The organism is Dactylosporangium sp. NBC_01737 (assembly GCF_035963215.1).
Taxonomy (GTDB): Bacteria; Actinomycetota; Actinomycetes; order Mycobacteriales; family Micromonosporaceae; genus Dactylosporangium.
In genome coordinates, this window is the sequence record NZ_CP109153.1 from 921,857 (window position 1) to 940,511 (window position 18,655).

General features: G+C 71.2%; 18 protein-coding genes and 1 pseudogene. 9 read left to right on the top strand and 10 right to left on the bottom strand.

Annotation, left to right across the window (positions count from 1 at the left end):
* Positions 1-6: 6 nt before the first annotated feature.
* Complete coding sequence (locus tag OHA72_RS04160; protein WP_327006520.1) at positions 7-2,367, bottom strand: hypothetical protein; 2,361 nt, start codon at positions 2,365-2,367, stop codon at positions 7-9.
* A gap of 88 nt (positions 2,368-2,455) precedes the next feature.
* Positions 2,456-3,376, bottom strand: coding sequence for a proline dehydrogenase family protein (locus OHA72_RS04165; protein ID WP_327006521.1), 921 nt, complete (start codon positions 3,374-3,376; stop codon positions 2,456-2,458).
* A gap of 78 nt (positions 3,377-3,454) precedes the next feature.
* Here OHA72_RS04165 and OHA72_RS04170 point away from each other — a divergent pair, with 78 nt between their 5' ends.
* Together OHA72_RS04170 and OHA72_RS04175 are read left to right on the top strand one after the other, a co-directional pair.
* Positions 3,455-4,042 carry a CGNR zinc finger domain-containing protein gene (locus OHA72_RS04170; RefSeq protein WP_327006522.1) on the top strand — a complete coding sequence of 196 codons (588 nt, stop codon included), beginning with the start codon at positions 3,455-3,457 and terminating at the stop codon, positions 4,040-4,042.
* 202 nt (positions 4,043-4,244) lie between these two features.
* The gene (locus tag OHA72_RS04175) at positions 4,245-4,445 is read left to right on the top strand and encodes a cold-shock protein (RefSeq protein ID WP_327006524.1); all 201 of its coding nucleotides are present in this window, start codon (positions 4,245-4,247) and stop codon (positions 4,443-4,445) included.
* A 100-nt stretch (positions 4,446-4,545) separates the two neighbouring features.
* Here the strand turns inward: OHA72_RS04175 and OHA72_RS04180 are convergent, their stop codons facing one another.
* Both OHA72_RS04180 and OHA72_RS04185 read right to left on the bottom strand, forming a co-directional pair.
* Positions 4,546-5,346, bottom strand: coding sequence for a sugar phosphate isomerase/epimerase family protein (locus OHA72_RS04180; RefSeq protein WP_327006525.1), 801 nt, complete (start codon positions 5,344-5,346; stop codon positions 4,546-4,548).
* Between the two features lie 40 nt (positions 5,347-5,386).
* Positions 5,387-6,316, bottom strand: coding sequence for a Ppx/GppA phosphatase family protein (locus OHA72_RS04185; RefSeq protein WP_327006526.1), 930 nt, complete (start codon positions 6,314-6,316; stop codon positions 5,387-5,389).
* Between the two features lie 43 nt (positions 6,317-6,359).
* Between OHA72_RS04185 and OHA72_RS04190 the strand changes: the two genes are divergently transcribed.
* A complete protein-coding gene (locus OHA72_RS04190) occupies positions 6,360-7,193 on the top strand; it encodes a DUF3109 family protein (RefSeq protein ID WP_327006527.1) in 834 nt (277 codons plus the stop codon).
* A gap of 23 nt (positions 7,194-7,216) precedes the next feature.
* Here the strand turns inward: OHA72_RS04190 and OHA72_RS04195 are convergent, their stop codons facing one another.
* Complete coding sequence (locus tag OHA72_RS04195) at positions 7,217-7,435, bottom strand: hypothetical protein (RefSeq protein ID WP_327006528.1); 219 nt, start codon at positions 7,433-7,435, stop codon at positions 7,217-7,219.
* Between the two features lie 92 nt (positions 7,436-7,527).
* Between OHA72_RS04195 and OHA72_RS04200 the strand changes: the two genes are divergently transcribed.
* Both OHA72_RS04200 and OHA72_RS04205 read left to right on the top strand, forming a co-directional pair.
* Positions 7,528-8,175: an acyltransferase gene (locus OHA72_RS04200; protein WP_327006530.1), complete on the top strand. Its 648-nt coding sequence runs from the start codon at positions 7,528-7,530 to the stop codon at positions 8,173-8,175.
* Positions 8,176-8,219: 44 nt separating this feature from the next.
* The gene (locus tag OHA72_RS04205; RefSeq protein ID WP_327006531.1) at positions 8,220-8,849 is read left to right on the top strand and encodes a PilZ domain-containing protein; all 630 of its coding nucleotides are present in this window, start codon (positions 8,220-8,222) and stop codon (positions 8,847-8,849) included.
* Positions 8,850-9,279: 430 nt separating this feature from the next.
* On the opposite strand, the gene OHA72_RS04210 is transcribed toward OHA72_RS04205, so the two are convergent.
* On the bottom strand, positions 9,280-9,963 hold the full coding sequence (locus OHA72_RS04210; RefSeq protein WP_327006532.1) for a response regulator: 684 nt from the start codon (positions 9,961-9,963) through the stop codon (positions 9,280-9,282).
* Positions 9,964-10,040: 77 nt separating this feature from the next.
* Positions 10,041-11,087: pseudogene (locus OHA72_RS04215) on the bottom strand (ATP-binding protein); the annotation flags it as partial.
* A gap of 217 nt (positions 11,088-11,304) precedes the next feature.
* Between OHA72_RS04215 and phoU the strand changes: the two are divergent.
* Positions 11,305-11,961, top strand: a complete 657-nt coding sequence (phoU, locus tag OHA72_RS04220) for a phosphate signaling complex protein PhoU (RefSeq protein ID WP_327006533.1) — start codon at positions 11,305-11,307, stop codon at positions 11,959-11,961.
* Positions 11,962-12,033: 72 nt separating this feature from the next.
* Here phoU and OHA72_RS04225 read toward each other — a convergent pair whose 3' ends face one another.
* Complete coding sequence (locus OHA72_RS04225) at positions 12,034-12,786, bottom strand: phosphoglyceromutase (protein WP_327006534.1); 753 nt, start codon at positions 12,784-12,786, stop codon at positions 12,034-12,036.
* A 167-nt stretch (positions 12,787-12,953) separates the two neighbouring features.
* Between OHA72_RS04225 and OHA72_RS04230 the strand changes: the two genes are divergently transcribed.
* Genes OHA72_RS04230 through OHA72_RS04240 form a run of 3 tightly spaced genes read left to right on the top strand, consistent with a single transcriptional unit; the run spans position 12,954 to position 15,765 of the window.
* Positions 12,954-14,156, top strand: coding sequence for an MDR family MFS transporter (locus OHA72_RS04230; RefSeq protein ID WP_327006536.1), 1,203 nt, complete (start codon positions 12,954-12,956; stop codon positions 14,154-14,156).
* 34 nt (positions 14,157-14,190) lie between these two features.
* Positions 14,191-15,414, top strand: coding sequence for an MFS transporter (locus tag OHA72_RS04235; RefSeq protein WP_442788513.1), 1,224 nt, complete (start codon positions 14,191-14,193; stop codon positions 15,412-15,414).
* A gap of 30 nt (positions 15,415-15,444) precedes the next feature.
* A complete protein-coding gene (locus tag OHA72_RS04240; protein WP_327006537.1) occupies positions 15,445-15,765 on the top strand; it encodes an STAS domain-containing protein in 321 nt (106 codons plus the stop codon).
* A 56-nt stretch (positions 15,766-15,821) separates the two neighbouring features.
* Here OHA72_RS04240 and OHA72_RS04245 read toward each other — a convergent pair whose 3' ends face one another.
* Positions 15,822-16,856, bottom strand: a complete 1,035-nt coding sequence (locus tag OHA72_RS04245; RefSeq protein WP_327006538.1) for an alpha/beta hydrolase family protein — start codon at positions 16,854-16,856, stop codon at positions 15,822-15,824.
* A gap of 324 nt (positions 16,857-17,180) precedes the next feature.
* Entirely contained in the window at positions 17,181-18,644 is a 1,464-nt protein-coding gene (locus OHA72_RS04250; protein ID WP_327006539.1) for a glycosyltransferase family 39 protein, read from the bottom strand.
* Positions 18,645-18,655 lie beyond the last annotated feature (11 nt).

The following is an 18,655-nucleotide window of genomic DNA, read 5'->3' on the forward strand; positions in this document are numbered from 1 at the left end:
GGCCGATCAGATGTGGTTGCGCACGTACTTCACGCAGTCGGTGGCCACGTCGTCCCACGACACGCCATAGACCTCCGTGGCGGCCTCCTCCAGCGCGTCGCCCTGCCTGGCGGTCCGGTCGAAGAACTCGAGCATCTTCTCCTCGCCGAAGCGCTCCGCCATCCGGTTGACGGCCATGTACGCCACCCCGTACCGGCCGCTGACGTCGGCGGAGCTGGTCCCCTCCGGCGGGTCGTCCATCGCGATCTCGTTCTTCCAGCGGCCGCTCTGCACGTACTTGCGCACCGAGGCGGCGTCGTCGAAGCGGCCACCGAGGCCCTGCACCCGCACGTACTCGGCGATGCCCTCGACCAGCCACCACGTCTGGTCGTAGGCGCGCTCGACCTTCGCGAGGGTCACCACGTGCGTGAACTCGTGCCGCAGCACGTCGAGGGTCTCCTTGACGTCGACCCGGTTCGCGTTGAGCACGATCTCGGTCGCGTCGGCGGTCAGCGGCAACGCGAAGCCGGCGACCCAGCTCTCCTGCTTCAGGCCGTACCAGCTGGACCACTCCTCCGGTCCGGCCAGGTAGACGACGTACCGCGACGGCGGCTGGCTCCACTTCGAGTAGCGGTCGGACAGTTCCGCGGCCTTCTCCGCCGCGTTGAGCATCGTGGTGAGGCGTGAGGCGTACTTCGGGGTGGTCGCCATGACGACCCGTTTGCCGACCGCGACCCGCAGCTCGCTGCGCTCCCAGGGGCGCGGGCCGAGGTCCTCGGCGACGCCGAACGCGAGCAGTTTGACCCCGTCGGCAGTGACGTTCCACTTCGTGGTCGTCTCGAGGTTCATCGGGTCGCAGGTGGTCACGACGTAGCAGTACCGGACGTAGACGATCACGTCGGCGGTGTTGTCGGAGCCGACCTTGACGGCGTCCAGGACCGTCGGCTCCCAGACCTTCACCTGCAGCTGGCGCAGCGAGTTGAACCGCCTGGCGAGATCGTCGCGCAGCGGGCCGGCGGACGGGTCGACGGCGGCGACGAACCCGGCGGCGTCGCCGTTGAGCAGCGCTTTGCCCTGGTCGGTGAGCGCCTGCTTGACCTTGCCGTCGACGGACGGCGGGGTGGAGGTCTTCGGGGAGCCGCTCGCGCCGGGTTTGCCGTTGGAATGCCCGGGGCTCTTACCTTCCGGGTCGACGCCCTGGGCGGAGCCGCTGGCGGTCCGGTCCCGCCGCACCGTCTCGAACGCGATCGCCGCCGGGGGCGTGACCAGCACCAGCGCGAGCGCGACCAGCAGGGCGGCGCGCAGCCCGGTGATCCTGGACCGTCGCGGCGGGACCGGCGGATAGGGCTGGTAGCCGTAGTGGCCGGGATGCGGCTGTGGCGGATATGGCTGCCCGGTGTACGGGGGCTGCTGCAGGCCGGCGTGCGGCGGATACATCTGTGGCCCGGCCTGCGACGGCACGCCGAGGTGCGGCCCGGCCGGGAACTGCCCGGTCTGGTACTGCCCGGTCTGGAACTGCCCGGTCGGGTGCGGGCCGGGCTGGTACGGGCCCGCCTGGTGGGGCACGACCGGGAACTGGCCCGTCGGGGCCTGGCCGGGCTGATGCGGGCCCGGCTGGTGCGGCACGGCCGGGAACTGGCCGGTCCGTTGCGGCACCGGCGGGAACTGGCCCGTCGGGGCGTGGGGGCGCAGGGGCCGGGGTTGCGGGGAGTCGGGCGGCGCGAACTGCCCGGTCAGCTCCGCGGGGTCGGCCGGTTCGCCGGGCATCGGCTGGCGCGGCGACGACTGGTGCGGCGGCTGGTGCGGCGGCTGGTGTGGCGACGGGTTCTCGGCGGACGCGCGGGGCTGGATGACCGGGTGCTGGCCGGTGTTGCCCATCCGCGGCGGGAACGGCCCGACCGGCGGCCACGGCGCCACCGGCTCCGGCGACGTCAGCGGTCGCGGCTGCGGCTGCGGCGGTGTCAGCGGTCGGGGCGGAGCGGGCCGGTCCACGGACAGCGGCACCGGCTTCGGCAGCGGCGCCTGCCCGGGCAGCGGCGCGACGCGCGGCAGCGGTTGGTGCACGGCGATCGGGTCGGGCACCCGGGGCGGCGCCTGCGGCACCGGGACCGGGGTCACCGGCGGTGCGACGGGCGCCGCGACGGGTTCGGCCGTCGACCCGGCCCTCAACTCGGTCGTGGCCTCAGCCGTCGCCTCGGTCATCGACCCGGTCGTCGCCTCGGTCATCGATTCAGCCGCCGCCTCGGTCATCGATCCGGTCGTCGACTCGGCGGAGGGGCGCTGGCGCGGCAGCGGCGCACGCACGTCCACCACGGAGTCCGCCACCGGACCCGGCGCAGCGTCCGGCGCCGGGTGGCGGGTCGCGTCGGACTCATCCCCCTGCATCACTGCCGGAACGTACGCGACCGGGTCAAGGTGGCGCGTCGCCCGTACGGACGAGATGCAGGGTAAGCCCGTAACCTTCCGCTATGTCCTTTTAGCCGCGGGAGGTGACCGCGCGGGCGAGGAAGCCGAGGTTGGCGGGGCGCTCGGCGAGGCGCCGCATCATGTACGCATACCACTGCGTCCCGTACGGAAGGTAGACCCGCACGGTGTACCCGAGCCGGGCGAGACGCAGCTGCTCGTCGGGGCGGACCCCGTACAACATCTGGAACTCGAACTCGTCAGGGTTGCGGTCGAACCACTTGGCCCGGTCCTCACCGATCGCGACCAGTCGCGGGTCGTGGGTGGCGAGCATCGGATAGCCGGTGCCGGCCATGAGCACGTTGAGGCAGCGCACGTAGGACTTGTCGACGTCGAGGCGGGACTGGTACGCGACGGACTCCGGCTCCTTGTAGGCGCCCTTGCACAGGCGGACGCGGGATCCGGTGACCGCCAGCTCGCGGCAGTCCGCCTCGGTGCGGCGCAGGTAGGACTGCACCACGGCGCCGGTGGTCGGGAAGTCGGCACGCAGCCGGCCGAGGACCTCGAGGGTGGAGTCGGCGGTGGTGTGGTCCTCGGCGTCGAGGGTGACGGTGGTGCCGGCCTCGCTCGCCTTGGCGCAGATCGCGCGGGCGTGCTCGTAGGCGAGCTTCTCGTCGAAGACCTGGCCCAGCGCGGAGAGCTTCAGGCTGACCTCGGCGGCGGGGGTCAGCTCGGCGGCGTGCAGGGCGTCGAGCAGGTGCAGGTATTCGTCTCGGGTCGCCTCGGCCTGCTGGGGGTTGGTGGTGTCCTCCCCCAGGTGGTCGATGGTGACGGCCAGTCCGTCGGCGACGAGTTCGCGGGTGCGTTGTAACGCGTCCTCCGCGTGTTCGCCGGCGATGAAACGGTGCACGATGCTCCGGCTGACCGGGGCGGTTTCAACGATCCGCTCGACCCGATGTGAGCGGGCTGCGGCGAGGATGACCGATCTGAGCATGTGCCGAGCGTAGACAGAACCACTCGCCACCGGTGACGCCTGGTCGCCAGTGTGGCATTTCTTGACTACCTTGGTCGGGTGGACTTCGACGCGTATGCGCGGACCGCTGTCGACATCGTCAACGCGCCGCTCGAAAGCATGCAGGACCTCGCCGCACTGTTCGGCGAGGACAGCTGGCAGACCGCCGAGGCGACGGAGCGGGATCTGATCGCGTTCCGGCGTGCTCGCAAGCGGCTGCGGGAGGTGTTCGAGCACGGCTCGTCCGGGCGTGACATGGCGGCCGTCGCAGAGCTCAACGCGCTGCTGGAGGCATATCCGATGCAGCCGCGCATCTCCGGGCACGACACCCATGACTGGCACATGCATGTCACCGGTCGCGGGTCGTCGGTCAGTTCGGAGCTGCTCGCCGGCGCGGCGTGGGGCCTGGCGGTGTGGCTGTGCGAGCACGGCAGCTCCAGGTTCGGCGTCTGTGCGGACGAGCGCTGCGGCAACGTCTACCTGGACACCTCATCCAACTGCTGCCGGCGGTTCTGCTCGGAGCGGTGCGCGACGCGGTCGCACGTCGCGGCGCACCGGGCCCGCAAGCGTGCCGCCGAAACGGGCGCCGCACTCGCACCGTCGCAGGTCGGGGTGGGCGAGGCCGATCGGGCGGTCGTGACCGCGTAAGTGCTGGAAACGGCCACGGACGCGGCCGTCTTCGGCATATCTTGCGTGGTGTGGTTCGCTTCACCGTGCGCCCGGCATGCCCGAAATTTCGGATAGGTCGGACGTTCGGTTCAGGGCGATGTCGGGCCGTGGCACCTGTTCACGGCCCTCGACACCGGGTACCGCACCGGATCACAACGCCCTACGAAGGAGAAACAGCACCATGGCACAGGGAACCGTGAAGTGGTTCAACGCTGAGAAGGGCTTCGGCTTCATCAGCGTCGACGGCGGCAACGACGTCTTCGTCCACTTCTCCGCCATCGCCGAGGACGGCTACCGCAGCCTCGATGAGAACCAGCGCGTCGAGTTCGAGATCAAGCAGGGTCCGAAGGGTCCTCAGGCCGAGTCCGTCCGCAAGATCTGACCGTCGACTTCACGGCCCGGCACGCACTCGGCGTGCCGGGCTGTCTCCACGCCCGCTCTTCACACCCGCCCGGGCCTGCTGAACACCAGCGCCGGCCTGCTCACACCTTTGACGGTGCGGCGAGGTGCTGGCGGGCGAAGCGCAGCGACTCCGCCAGGTCGGCCTCCCGCTCCGCCCGGCTGCTCGCCTTGCGGGTGCCGACCTCCACCGCGACCGACCCGGTGAACCCGCGCCGCCCCAGCGACTCCAGCAGCTCCGCGCACGGCTGTGTGCCCCGGCCGGGGACCAGGTGCTCGTCGCGGCCCTTGCCGGTGCCGTCGCCGAGGTGCACATGCGCCAGGCCCGTGCCCATCGTGTCGGCCAGGCCCAGCGCGTCGGTCCGCGAGGCCGCGCAGTGGGAGAGGTCGAGGGTGTAGGCGTCGAAGCCGGTGATCGTCGGGTCCCAGCCCGGCGCATACGGCACGAACTCCCGCCCGACGCCCCGCAGCGGGAACATGTTCTCCACCGCGAAGCGGATCCCGGGGAACGCCTTGCCCAGCCGGGCCAGCCCGGTCTCGAACGTCCGCGCGTAGTCCCGCTGCCAGGCGAACGGCGGGTGCACCACCACGACCGGCGCGCCGAGCGTGTCGGCGAGCACCGCGGCCCGCCGCAGCCGCTCCCACGGGTCGGGGCTCCAGACCCGCTGCGTCACCATCAGGCAGGGCGCGTGCACCGAACGGACCGGCACGCCGTAGTGCTTCGACAGGCCGGCGAGGGCGCCGGCGTCCTGGCTGACCGCGTCGGACCAGACCATCACCTCAACGCCGTCGTAGCCGACGGCGGCGGCCATCTCGAATCCCGCCGCGGTCGGCTCGGGGAAGACGGATGAGGTGGACAACAGGACCGGCACTCGTGGACTCACTCCACCAGGCTAGCCCCCGCCGGGTAGCGTCTCCTGTCGATCAACTCGACTCCAGCACCTCCAGCCGGCGAAGAATCACCCCTTCGCGCAGCGCCCACGGGCAGATCTCGACCTCGTCGATGCCCAGGCTGCGCATCGTGACCTCGGCCACCACCGCCCCGGCGAGGATCTGATGCGCCCGGCCAGGGCTCACCCCGTCGATCTCGGCCAGGGCCGCCGACGGCATCCTGCGGATGAACGACAGGACCTGGTGCAGACCGGTCCTCGTCAGTCTCCGCGGTGCTCGCGGGCCTGCGCTGGACGGCGCTGCCCCGGCCAGCCGGGCCAGGGTCCGGAACGTCTTCGAGGTGGCCACCGGGCGGTCCCAGCCGTTGTCCATGAGCCGTTTCGCCGCCCTCGCGACCTCGAACTCCGCGAATTCGCACAGCGCGTCGACGGACGCCTTGCTCGCCGGGTCGCCGTCGAGCCGCTCCCGGGTGAGCCGCCCCGCACCGAGCGGCACCGACAGCGCCACGTCGGGCTCCTCGTCGATGCCGGCCGCCAGCTCCAGCGAGCCGCCGCCGATGTCCATCACCAGCAGCCGCCCGGCCGACCAGCCGAACCAGCGGCGCACCGCCAGGAACGTCATGATCGCCTCGGCTTCGCCGGACAGGACCTGCAGGTCGACGCCGGTCTCCTCGCGGACCCGCCGCAGCACGCGGGCCGAGTTCTTCGCGTCCCGCACCGCCGACGTGGCGAACGCGAGCAGGTCCTCGGTCTCCAGGGCCGCCGACGCGTCGCGGGCCTCGGCGCACGCGGCGACCAGGCTGTCCGCGCCGGCCCGGCTCAGCTCGCCGTCCTTGCCGATCTTCTCGGCAAGCCGCAACTCGGCCTTCTGGGAATGCGCCGGCCACGGATGCGCCCCGTGGTGGGCGTCGACCACCAACAGGTGGACCGTGTTCGAACCGACGTCGAGCACACCGAGCCGCATCCCTTCACCGTAATGCCGGGACCGGACGCGTACTCTTCGTCAGATGGAGATTCACGTCGCGGTCGACAGCATCGGCGACTCTGACACGCCGCGCGACCTCGAGGTCGACCTCGACTTCCCCCGGGAGTTCCTCGAGTTCTCCGACCCGGCCGACGCCGACCACCTCGTCCGTGCCGATCTCACATGGCTGCTGTCCAACTGGACGTGTGTGTACGGGCAGGGCTGCCACGGCATCATCGAGGGCAAAGCCGAAGAGGGCTGCTGCTCGCACGGCGCGTTCTTCACCGACGCCGACGACGAGAAGCGGGTCCGCGCCGCCGCCAAGCGCCTCACGCCCGAGCACTGGCAGCACTACCGTCGCGGCTTCAAGCAGTACACCGAGTGGGACACCATCGACGGGGAGTCCAAGGCCCTGCGCACGGCGACCCGCCCCGGCGCCGGCTGCGTCTTCCAGAACGACACCGACTTTCCCGGCGGTGGCGGCTGCGCCCTGCACGGCCAGGCGCTGCGCGACGGCGTCCACCCCCTGGAGTACAAGCCGGACGTGTGCTGGCAGCTGCCCGTCCGCCGCGACCAGGACTGGCGCAAACGCCCCGACGGCACCAAGGTCCTCGTCTCCACCCTCGGCGAGTTCGACCGCCGCGGCTGGGGCGAAGGCGGCCACGACCTGCACTGGTGGTGCACCTCGTCCCCCGAGGCCCACGTCGGCGCGAAGCGGCTCTACCAGGAGTACGAGGCTGAGCTCACCGCCCTCATCGGCAAGGCCGCCTACACGAAGCTGGCCGAGCTGTGCGCGGAGCGCGCGAAGCAGGGCATGATCGCCCCCCACCCGGCCACGACGGTCGCCCTGACCCTCCTGCCGACCCGCCGCGCCTGACCCGTCGCGGCGGCTCCGGCAGATCAGTCGTCGTTGTCGGAGGACGAGGAGTCGGCGCGGGCACGGCGGGACCTGGCGAACAGCGAGTAGCCGACGGCGGTCAGGGACAGGCCGATGAGGATGCTGGGCAGGGCCTCGGGCCAGTGGGCGCGGGTGATCGCGGTCCAGATCGAACTGGCGGCGAGGAGCACGCCGATCAGCATCATGAGCGTCCCGGCGGGGCCGGAGTTGAAGCTGCGCACCTCCGGAAACGCTACGGGGTCCGCGGTGTCGAGTGTGCGACAACGCGGGAACCCGGCGGTGGATGCGGGCGGCGGTGCAATAGGTTCGTGCGGTGACCGAAGAGATCTTCCCCGGGGTTGAGCTGGGTGAGGGCACCGTGGTGGAGCCCGGTGCGCGGATCGGGGTGCCGCCGCGCGGCGCGGCGCCCGGCGAGTTGCCGACCATCATCGGGCCAGGTAGCAGGATCCGGTCCGGGACCGTGATCTACGCGGGCGCGCGGATCGGGGCCCGATTCCAGTCCGGGCACGGGGCGATGATCAGGGAGAACAACGTCATCGGGGACGGGTGTTCGGTGGGCACCTACGCGGTGCTGGAGCCGGGCAACCGGATCGGTGACGGGAGCAGGGTGCACTCGCACTGCTTCCTGGAGAACGTGACGCTGGGGCGCCGGGTGTTCCTGGGGCCCGGGGTGGTCTTCACCGACGACCCGCACCCCCCCTGCCCCCGGTACGACGAGTGCGTCGGCGGCGCCACGGTCGAGGACGACGCCTCGATCGGCGGCAACGCGACGATCCTGCCGGGCGTGCGGATCGGAGCCCGGTCGCTGGTCGGCGCCGGTTCGGTGGTGACCCGGGACGTGGCGCCGGACACCGTGGTCGCGGGCAGCCCCGCGCGGGAGAAGCGCAAGACGTCGGAGCTGGTGTGCGCGCCGGGGCACTTCGCCAAGCCGTACGAGTGGCGCGAGGCACTGGACTCGTAACACCCCATCCTCAAGTCGGCGGACGATCGGCCGAACGTGTAGACGTGACCCTGCCCGCGATCAACGCTCTGGTCGACGTGGTGCTGATGGACGGCGAGGCCTATCAGTCCCGCGTCGAGGACATGACCGGCAAGCGGCTGACCGTCGCCGCGCCGTTCGGTGTCAACAGCGCCGACATGCCCAAGCTCGGCACCTCCGCCGAGCTTGCCTGGGTGGCCGGCGACCGGCGGCAGGCGGTGGACGTGCGGCTGGTCGAGCTGAGCAGGGAGCAGCCGCCGCGCTGGTCGCTGGAGGCGGTCGGGACGGTGCGGCTGCAGACCCGGCGCAACTATGTGCGCGGCGGGGGCGGCGAGGGCGTCGAGGTCACCAAGGACGGCACCGCGTACCGCGGGCGGGTCATCGACCTGTCCGAGGGCGGGGTGCGCTGCCGGCTGCACGAGGACCGGTTCGACCGCGACGACCGGGTCGACCTGCGGATCGCACTCGACGAGGAGACGATCGCGATCCGCGGCACGGTGCTGTTCGTCCGCCGCGACCCGGAGAACGACGCATTCGACGTGATCATCACGTACGAGACCACGGAGCTGATGGGCCGCGCGATCCGCGGCTACGTCCTCCGGCGCGAGATGGAAGAGCGCCGGAGGGCCCGCGAGTCCGTCGCGAACGCCGGATAGATCTTGCATGCGTCACGCAGCGGCGCCGCCTGCGGTGGGGCGGCTGGAAACAGCTTGCGTGCGTCGCGCAGCGGCGCATGGGGGGCCCGCGGGGTGGGAACCCCCCGCGCGGGACCCGCCGCCTGCGGTGGGGCGGCTGGAAACAGCTTGCGTGCGTCGCGCAGCGGCGCATGGGGGGCCCGCGGGGTGGGAACCCCCCGCGCGGGACCCGCCGCCTGCGGTGGGGCGGCTAGAGACAGCTTGCGTGCGTCGCGCAGCGGCGCATGGGGGGCCCGCGGGGTGGGAACCCCCCGCGCGGGACCCGCCGCTTGCGGTGGGGCGGCTAGAGACAGCTTGCGTGCGTCGCGCAGCGGCGCATGGGGGGCCCGCGGGGTGGGAACCCCCCGCGCGGGACCCGCCGCTTGCGGTGGGGCGGCTAGAGACAGCCGATTTACGGCTCGAACTTGTAGCCGAGGCCGCGGACGGTGACGATGAAGCGCGGCGCCGACGGCTCCGGCTCGATCTTCGAGCGCAGCCGCTTGACGTGCACGTCGAGGGTCTTGGTGTCACCGACGTAGTCGGCGCCCCAGACGCGGTCGATCAGCTGGCCGCGGGTCAGGACCCGGCCGGCGTTGCGCAGGAGCAGCTCGAGCAGCTCGAACTCCTTCAGCGGCAGCTGCACGGCGTCGCCCGCGACCGTGACGACGTGGCGGTCGACGTCCATGCGGACGGGGCCTGCGGACAGGGTCGGCGGGGTGAGCTCGCTGACCGCGTCGACCTGCCGGCGCAGCACCGCGCGGATGCGGGCGACCAGCTCGCGGGGCGAATACGGCTTCGTGACGTAGTCGTCGGCGCCGATCTCCAGGCCGACGACCTTGTCGATCTCGCTGTCCCGGGCCGTGATCATGATGATCGGCACGTTGGACTTGGTCCGCATCTGCCGGCAGACCTCGGTGCCGGACATCTCCGGCAGCATCAAATCGAGCAGGACGATGTCCGCTCCGGTGCGGTCGAACTCCGTGAGGGCCTCGGTGCCGGTCGCCGCGATGGAGACCTCGAAACCCTCCCTGCGGAGCATGTACGACAACGGGTCGGAGATGGACTCTTCGTCCTCGACCACGAGTACGCGCGCCAACGTGCTGTCCTTTCGTAGTTGCCGGGGAGCCGCACTGCGCTGCGAACCGCGGGTCTGATGTTGCGATTGGGTCACAATCATGGGGTGCCTCCGATCTCAACGGACGGCGGTAGCGCCAGCGCGGCATCCGTCGGACGCGCGGGCAGCCGCAAGGTGAACGTCGAGCCAACTCCGACGCTGCTGACCACGTCGACGCGGCCACCGTGATTGGTGGCGATGTGCTTGACGATCGCCAGGCCAAGGCCGGTGCCGCCGGTCGCCCGGGAGCGGGCCCGGTCGGCCCGGTAGAACCGTTCGAAGATCCGATCGATGTCACGGGGCTCGATGCCTATGCCCTGGTCGACGACGGCGATCTCGATGTGCGCGGTGTCGTCGCCGGCCGACAGGCTGGTCGAGATGCTGACCGTCGTGGACTCGGGCGAGTAGGCGATCGCGTTCTCCACGAGGTTGACCACTGCGGTGACGAGCTGATTCTCGTTGCCGTAGACGACCAGGCCGCGCGGGCCGTGCGACACCACGTCGATGTGCTTCGCGGCGCCCGGGGTCTTCGTGCGGTCGAGCACCTCGGCGACGATCTTGTCGACGTCGACGGGCTCCGGCTCGGGCAGCGGCTCGGCGCCCTGCAGGCGCGAGAGCTCCAGCAGCTCGGAGACGAGCCGGCCGAGACGGGCCGACTCGTGCTTGATCCGCTCCGCGAAGCGGATCGCGGCGGCGGGGTCCTTGTCGGTCGCGTCCAGCAGCGCCTCGGCGAGCAGCTGCAACGCCCCGACCGGGGTCTTGAGCTCGTGGCTGACGTTGGCGACGAAGTCGCGGCGGACCCGGGCGACCCGGTGTGCCTCGGTGACGTCGGCGGCCTCGATCGCGACCCGGCCGCCGTCCAGCGCGACCGCCCGCACGTTGACGCCCAGCGGGTCGCCGTGGGTGAGGCGCGGCAGGTCGAGCTCGACCACGCGGGTCACCCCGTTGCGCCGGACCTGGCCGGCCAGGGTGCGCACGATGGTGTGCGCCTCCTCGCCCGCGCCCTGGCGCTGCCGGACGAGACCCATCTCGCGTGCCGCCGCGTTGACCAGCACGGGCCGGTCGGTGTCGTCGAGCACGACCACACCGACCAGCAGCGCGTCGAGGATCTCGGTCATCGCCGTATCCGTCGCCGCACTGTCGGCCTTCGACTGCCGGAACTTCCAATCCACGACCTGATCGTAGGAGGTCGCTTACCCGACGGACGGTGGTCCAGGGCACGAAACGGGCTCACATCATCCAGTGTTCACCCTGCGGCGGGATGAAGTTCACCGGCTGCCCCGGCGCGGGACCTACCGTGAGGGACACCACGATAGGAGAACTATGCGCGACGAATACCGTGCCGACCTGCTGCAGGTCAACCGTCTGCTGGTATCGATGGCGGACGCTGTGCGCAACGCGATGGTCCGGGCCACCAAGGCCCTGCTCACCGCCGACCAGACCGAGGCCCAGGAGGTCGTGGCCCGCGACGCGGAGGTCAACGCCCTCTACCGGCTCGTCGAGGACAAGGTGTACGACCTGTGCGCCCGCCAGGCGCCGGTCGCCTCCGACCTGCGCGTGGTGCTGACCGCTCTGCACCTCGCGACCGACCTCGAGCGCATGGGCGACCTGGCCGACCACGTCGCGAAGACGGCGCTGCGCCGGCTGCCCGAGGTGGCCGTGCCGGCCACGCTGACCGAGACCTTCGAGCAGATGGGCCTGGTCGCCGACCGGATCGCGGGCAAGATCTCGCGCGCGATCTCCACCCTCGACGTGGTCGCCGCCGGTCAGCTGGACCGCGACGACGACGAGATGGACCGGCTGCACACCAGCCTGTTCGAGATCATGTTCGGCCCCAAGTGGACCGAGACCACCCAGGCGGCGGTCGACACGGCCCTGCTCGGCCGCTTCTACGAGCGTTACGCCGACCACGCCGTCAACGCCGGCCGCCACGTGGTGTTCCTCGTCACGGGCGAGGCGTTCGACACAGCACAGGCCTAGCACGCCACGAAAGCAGACATAGCAGGACACGAAGAGGGGGCCGCGCGAAGCGGCCCCCTCTTTGCAACAGCGTTACCGGCCCTGGTTGGCGACCGCGGCCGCGGCCTCCTTGGCCGCCTCCGGGTCCAGGTAGGTGCCGCCGGCCGTGACCGGCCGCAGCGCCGCGTCCAGGTCGTAGCGCAGCGGGATGCCGGTCGGGATGTTGAGCTTGGCGATGGCCTCGTCGGAGATGTCGTCGAGGTGCTTCACCAGGGCGCGCAGCGAGTTGCCGTGCGCCGCGACCAGCACCGTCTTTCCGTCCAGCAACTGCGGCACGATCTGGTCGTACCAGTAGGGCAGCATGCGCTGCACGACGTCCTTGAGGCACTCCGTGCTCGGGCGGATGTCGGGCGGCAGGTTCGCGTAGCGCGGATCGGCGGCCTGCGACCACTCGTCGTCTTCGGCGATCGGCGGCGGCGGCACGTCGTAGGAGCGGCGCCAGAGCATGAACTGCTCCTCGCCGAACTCCTCCAGGGTCTGCTTCTTGTTCTTGCCCTGCAGGGCACCGTAGTGCCGCTCATTGAGCCGCCAGTTGCGCTGGACCGGGATCCAGTGCCGGTCGGCGGCGTGCAGGGCGATCTCACTGGTGCGGATGGCACGGCGCAGCACTGACGTGTGCACCACATCCGGCAGCAGACCGGACTCACGGATCAGCTCGCCGCCCCGACGGGCCTCGGCCTCCCCTTTGGCGCTGAGGTCCACGTCGACCCAGCCGGTGAACAGGTTCTTGGCGTTCCACTCGCTCTCACCGTGCCGCAAGAGCACCAGTGTCCCGACTTCACTCATGCCGCCGCCTCGCTTCGCTCACCGGCGCCATGAGGCACACAGACGCTGCAACACGATTCGCTCGCAAGCTCGCTCATGCCGCCATCTTCCCGCACAGAATCACTTCGACAGCACCGGACCTCCGATGTAAGGATGCGAGCGTGCCTCGCAGCTTACAAAAACGCCGGTTGCCCGGTCAGTTCTGGATCGTGTGGACCGCGACCCTGGTCAACCGCGCGGGCGGATTCGTCGGCATCTTCCTGACGATCTACCTGACCACGGAGCGGGGCTTCAGCGAGACGGTGGCCGGGCTGGTCCTCGGCCTCTACGGGCTCGGCGGCGCGATCGGCGTCACCGCCGCCGGGCACCTGACCGACCGGTGGGGGCGGCGGCCGACGGTGCTGCTCGCGATGGGCTCCGCCTCGGTGCTGATGGTGTGCCTCGGACTGGCCGACAGCCGCCCGGCGATCATGATCGGCGCGCTCGCCCTGGGCATGGCCGCGGAGGGCGCCCGCCCGCCGCTCGGCGCGATGATCGCCGACATGGTGCCGGCCCCCGACCGCGGCCGGGCGTACTCCGTGTACTTCTGGGCGATCAACCTCGGCTTCGCGACCGCGGCGATCCTGGCCGGTTTCGCCGCCGGCAGTGGCTACCTGACGCTGTTCCTCGCCGACGCCGCCACGACCGCCGCCGCGGCGCTGCTCATCGCCGTGAAGATCCGCGAGACCCGGCCCGCGCTCGTGGAGCACCCCCGGCAGCAGCGCTCCGGCCTCGCCACGCTCGCCCGGGACCGCGTCTTCCTCGGCTTCGTCGCCTGCAACCTGCTCGTCGCGCTGGTGCTGCTGCAGCACATGTCGATGCTGCCCCTGGCGATGATCGGCGACGGGCTGGCGCCGCGGACGTTCGGCATGGTGATCGCGCTCAACGGCGTGCTCATCGTGCTCGGCCAGCCGCTCGTGACGCGGCTGCTCGCCGGCCGCCGCGAGGCCCTGGTCGCGCCGGTCTCGGCGGTGGTGATCGGGGTCGGCTTCGGGCTGACGGCGTTCGCGCACACCCCGGTCTGGTACGGCGCCACCGTGCTGCTCTGGACCGCCGGGGAGATGCTCAACGCCCCCTCCACCGCGGCGCTGCTGGCCGGGCTGTCCCCGGTCGACATGCGCGGCCGCTACCAGGGTGCGTACAGCCTGGCGTGGCAGGCGGCGTCCTTCCTCGCCCCGACGCTCGGCGGCGCGGTGACCGACCTCGCCGGCAACAGCGAGCTGTGGCTGGGCTGCCTCGGGCTGACCCTCATCGCGGCGGTCTGGAACCTCGTCGCGGTGCCCGCCAGGGAGCGCCGGGTGGCCGAACTGACCGCCGCCGCGGAGGAACAGAACGAGCTGGCTAGGATCTAACTGTTAAGAACACTTACCGTTCCTGGAGCACCGCTTGCGCAACTGGTACAGGTCCACGATCGGTGGGCTGCCGAACACGTACTGGCTGCTCTGGACCGGCATGCTCATCAACCGGGTCGGCGGGTTCGTCGCGCTGGTGCTGTCGCTGTACCTGACCTCCGAACGCGACCTGAAGCCCAGCGCCGCCGGCCTGGTCGTGGGTCTCTACGGCGTCGGCGGCATCGCCGGGGTCCTGCTCGGCGGGGTGCTCGCGGACCGGTGGGGGCGCCGGCCGACCCTGCTGCTCGCGCACTTCGGCGCGGTGGTGTTCCTCGCCGGCCTCGCCATGACCACGCGCATCCCGGCGATTGCGGCCCTCGCCGCGCTGCTCGGCCTCATGCACGCCATGCCCGGCCCCGCCTTCGTGGCCGCGATCGTCGACGTGGTGCCGGCCGCGGACCGCAGCCGGGCGTTCAACCTGCAGTTCTGGGCGTTCAACCTGGGCATGGCCGCGGCGTCGCTCATCGCCGGCCTGCTCGCCGAGGTGAGCTTCGCGCTGCTGTTCTCCGTCGACGCGGCCGGCACCCTGGTCACGGCGGTGCTCCTGCTGTGGAAGGTCCGCGAGACGAAGCCGGCCGCCGCCCCCGCGGCGAAGGAGCCGCGGGGTGGGCTGCACACGGCGCTCACCGACCGCGCGTTCATGTCGTTCGTCGGGCTGAGCCTGCTCCTGGCCGTCGTCACCCTGCAGAGCTCGACGATCCTGCCGCTGGCCATCACCGCCGACGGGCTGCGCCCGACCGTGTACGGCTCCGTCGTCGCGTACGCCGGGCTGCTCATCGTCGCCGGGCAGCTGTTCGTGCCGAGGCTCATCGACCGGTGGCGCAAGGGCACCACCCTCGCCGTCGCCAACGTGTTCCTGGGGCTCGGGTTCGCCTGCGTGGCGCTCGCCTCCGACGTGCCGGGCTACCTGCTCGCCGCGACCGTGTGGACGGTCGGTTCGATGCTCGCCGCGCCGCCGAACGCCGCCGTCATCGCGGAGCTGTCGCCGGAGGCGTTGCGCGGGCGGTACCAGAGCGTCTTCTACCTCATCTTCCCCGCGGCGAGCTTCATCGCGCCCGCGGCCGGCGGGGCGAGCCTGGAGTTCCTCGGCGACTGGCACTGGGTGATCTGCGGGGCCCTCGGCATGGTCGCCGCGGCCGGGCACCTGCTGATCCAACCGGCCCGTGAGCGCCGCGTCATCAGGGATCAGGAGAGGTTAGAAGTTCCCGTCGCGGGGTAGACGCCGCCTTTCGACGTGACAGGGGGCGAAGTGGACGGTCTGTCGGCGAGGCTCGAGGCGCCGGATCCCGGCACGGTCGTCATCCGGCTCGACGGAGAACTCGACCTCGCCACCCGCGACCACCTCTGCGACGCGGTGCGGGCGGTGCTGCCGATCTTCCGGCCCGAGGTGCTCGTCGTGGACCTCGCGGCCGTGTCGGTACTCGACTCGGCCGGCATCGGCGCGCTGGTCAGCTGCTGGAAGCTGGCGCAGGACAACGGCTGCGCGCTGAGCCTGCGCAACCCGCGCCCCCTGGCATACGCACAACTGCGCCTCACCGGCCTGCTGGACGTGTTCGCACTGCCGGTCTAGAGCAACTGCCGGTCTGGAGCAACTACCGGTCTGGAAGCGCGGCCGCCGATCAGGCGCTAGAGCGTGCCGTCGTACTTGGCGGCGCCGCTGACGGTCGCGTCGCCGCGCAGCCGGCCCTTGGCCGCGCCGTCGCTGTAGAGGGCGTACCGCAGGAAGTCCAGCATCGTCTTGGACACCGCCTGGTTGGCCGGCGCGGACCCGAACAGCCCGCCGCCGTGATCCCCGCCGAGCAGGGTCAGGAACGCCTTCGGCCAGGTGCAGCCGTCGTACAGCGAGCGGCCGCTGCTGTAGGGCACGGTGCCGTCCGCGTCGCCGTGGATGAACAGCACCGGCGTCGACGCGCCGCTGAACTTCCCGCCCATGCCGCCACCGGAGACGATGACGCCGCCCTTGAGCCGGCTGTCACGGCCCGAGCCGGACAGCATGCCCGCGGTGGTGTAGCCGCCCGCCGAGTGACCGCCGGCGGCGACCCGGGTGGTCTCGATGTGACCGGCGAGCGCGGCGCCCGCCTTCGTGTCGAGCTTGAGCACCTCGGTGATCACGGCGGACGCGTCGGCCGGCTGGTTGCCCATGTCGTTCTGGTTGAACGGGTTGGCCTTGTCGTTGGTGAACGGGTACGCCGGCGCCGCGACGACGAACCCGGCGGCGGCGATCTTCGCGGTCACGCCCTGGTAGCCCTCGGGCGAGCCGTGCAGCCCGTGGCTCCACAGCACCAGCGGGAACCTGCCGGCGGCCGCACCCGCGTTGCTCTTCGGCGAGCCGCCCGCCGAGCCGGTGGCCGGGTAGAAGACCAGGGTGCGCAGCGTACGACCGGCGCGGGTGAACGTGAACTGGCTGACGCCGACGGCGAAGGTCTGGGTGGGCGCCTTGACCGCGGGCGGCGCGGCGCTCTTCGAGGCGGAGGCCGACGGCGACGCACCGGCGGCGGCGAGCGCGGCCTGCGCCGAATCCGCGGCGGGATCAAAGGATCCGGCGGAATCGGTCGACTCGGCGGCAGACTGTGCTGATTGATCGGTTTTGTCTGCCTTGGCGCCGCAACCCGTCAACGCGACGACGAGCAGGAGACCGGCGACCGCACCCCGCATCCGCATGCGAGGAAACTACGGCTTTGCGGCCTCGTGCGTCTTTACGCGCGACTTAAGTTTGGCGGGTCGTACCGGCGGCAGCGGGTGGCGTGCACCCCCAGTCCACGACCACCCGCTCTGCTGCGGTCTCTCGACCGCGCGGTGCCGCCGGTTGCAGTGGTCGCCCCGCCCGGACAGACCACTGCGAGTGGGCCGCGAACGGCCCAGAAACACCCCCGTCGCTCCCCAACTTCAGGAATCGCCGGATCCGTCATTGACGGTACGCGGCGAGGAAATGCAGCGACAAGTAACGGGACTGTCGGCTCCCTCACACAACTGAAATAATTGAAATCAATCGAAATGCTGGAAGCTCAGCCACAGCTCAGCCCAGGTGCCCGTCAGGTCGCGGCAGACGAAGACGCGAGCTGTTTGCTCCTCGTTCTCGACGCCGTAACCGTTGTCGAGATCGGCCTTGTGCTCGCAGGACCCGAACGCCGTGGAACGGCTCGGGTCGCCCTGCGTCACGAGCACCACCACCGTCGCGGACTGCGGCGGCGGGCCGAGCCACCACAGCTCGTTCTGTCCACTGTAGACATCGGGCAGGCCCAGCGCCCGGCCGTAGCGGTCCAGGGCACCGGCCTCGCCGTAGTTGCCGGTGATCAGCACCGTTCGCGGCTTGTCCTGCGCCGGGAGGGCCTCGTAGACGGCGGCGACCTGCCGCACGTACCGCGGCCAACCGATCTGATCCGAGAGGCCCTGGTTGATGGCCGGGATCGGCGTCCTGCCCATGACGTCGATCGGCAGCACCGGCAGCGAGGTCAGGATGGCGAACGCCGCGTTCACGGCCGCGCCGGCGACCAGGATCCAGCGGCGGGTGACGCGCCGCTCCACGGGCACCGTGCCGATCGCGAAGAGCGCGGCGAGCAACCCGAGGGTGTAATACGGCTGGCCGGCGATCACGAACAGCAGCACCAGCATCACCGGGTACGCCAGCCCCAGCGCGCGGATCGGGCGCAGCACCGGATCGCGCAGCAGCGTGACGATCCCGGCGATCCAGACCGGCACGAACAGCGGGCCCAGCCACACCAGCTGCAGCGGGATCAGCGTGATCCGGGCCTCCTCGCCCTTGTTCTCGGCGAGCGCGGCGGCCATGTCCAGCTGCGGGAAGTCGTTGGCGATCTGGTACAGCAGGTTCGGCAGCCCGACGACCAGCGCGATGCCGAGCCCGGCCCAGAGCCACCGCGACAGCAGGACCTTGCGCGGGCCCAGGACGAGCAGCCCGGCCGCGAACGTCAGCAGCAGCAGGATGACGAGGTGTTTGTTGTACAGCGCCAGCCCGACCAGAAGTCCCGCCAGGAGCCAGTACCGTTCCAGTCCGCGCAGCATGGCCCGCATCACGCACAGGATGACCAGCAGCCACATCAGCAGGTCCGGCGCGGCGGTGATCGAGATGTGCGTGGCGACGAGGATGAACGTGGTGAGCACGCCGCTCGCGGCCAGGGTCTGCGCGACGGCGCCGCCGCCGGCCTCCCGGGCGACGTAGGCGAGCAGGAACGCGGCGGCCACGACGTAGAGCACGCCGGGCAGCCGGATCGCCCACAGGGTGTCGCCGAAGACCTCGATGCACAGGCGCATCAGCAAGGGCGTGAACGGCGGCTGGTCGACATAGCCCCACTTGGGGTGCTGACCGACCATGCGGAAGTACAGCTCGTCGCGGTGATAGTCGTACCGGTTGATCGTCAGCAGGAGCGCGACGGCGGCCGAGGCCGCCACCGCACCGACGGGCTTCCAGGCAAGGGGCGATCGCTCGATCACCGGCACAGAGT

Coding starts and splice junctions, on each gene's coding strand:
- OHA72_RS04185 (WP_327006526.1), bottom strand. CDS start 6,316: ATGCGGCTCGGTGTGCTCGACGTCGGTTCGAACACGGTCCACCTGTTG.
- OHA72_RS04165 (WP_327006521.1), bottom strand. CDS start 3,376: ATGCTCAGATCGGTCATCCTCGCCGCAGCCCGCTCACATCGGGTCGAG.
- phoU (WP_327006533.1), top strand. CDS start 11,305: ATGCGCGACGAATACCGTGCCGACCTGCTGCAGGTCAACCGTCTGCTG.
- OHA72_RS04245 (WP_327006538.1), bottom strand. CDS start 16,856: ATGCGGATGCGGGGTGCGGTCGCCGGTCTCCTGCTCGTCGTCGCGTTG.
- OHA72_RS04190 (WP_327006527.1), top strand. CDS start 6,360: ATGGAGATTCACGTCGCGGTCGACAGCATCGGCGACTCTGACACGCCG.
- OHA72_RS04225 (WP_327006534.1), bottom strand. CDS start 12,786: ATGAGTGAAGTCGGGACACTGGTGCTCTTGCGGCACGGTGAGAGCGAG.
- OHA72_RS04175 (WP_327006524.1), top strand. CDS start 4,245: ATGGCACAGGGAACCGTGAAGTGGTTCAACGCTGAGAAGGGCTTCGGC.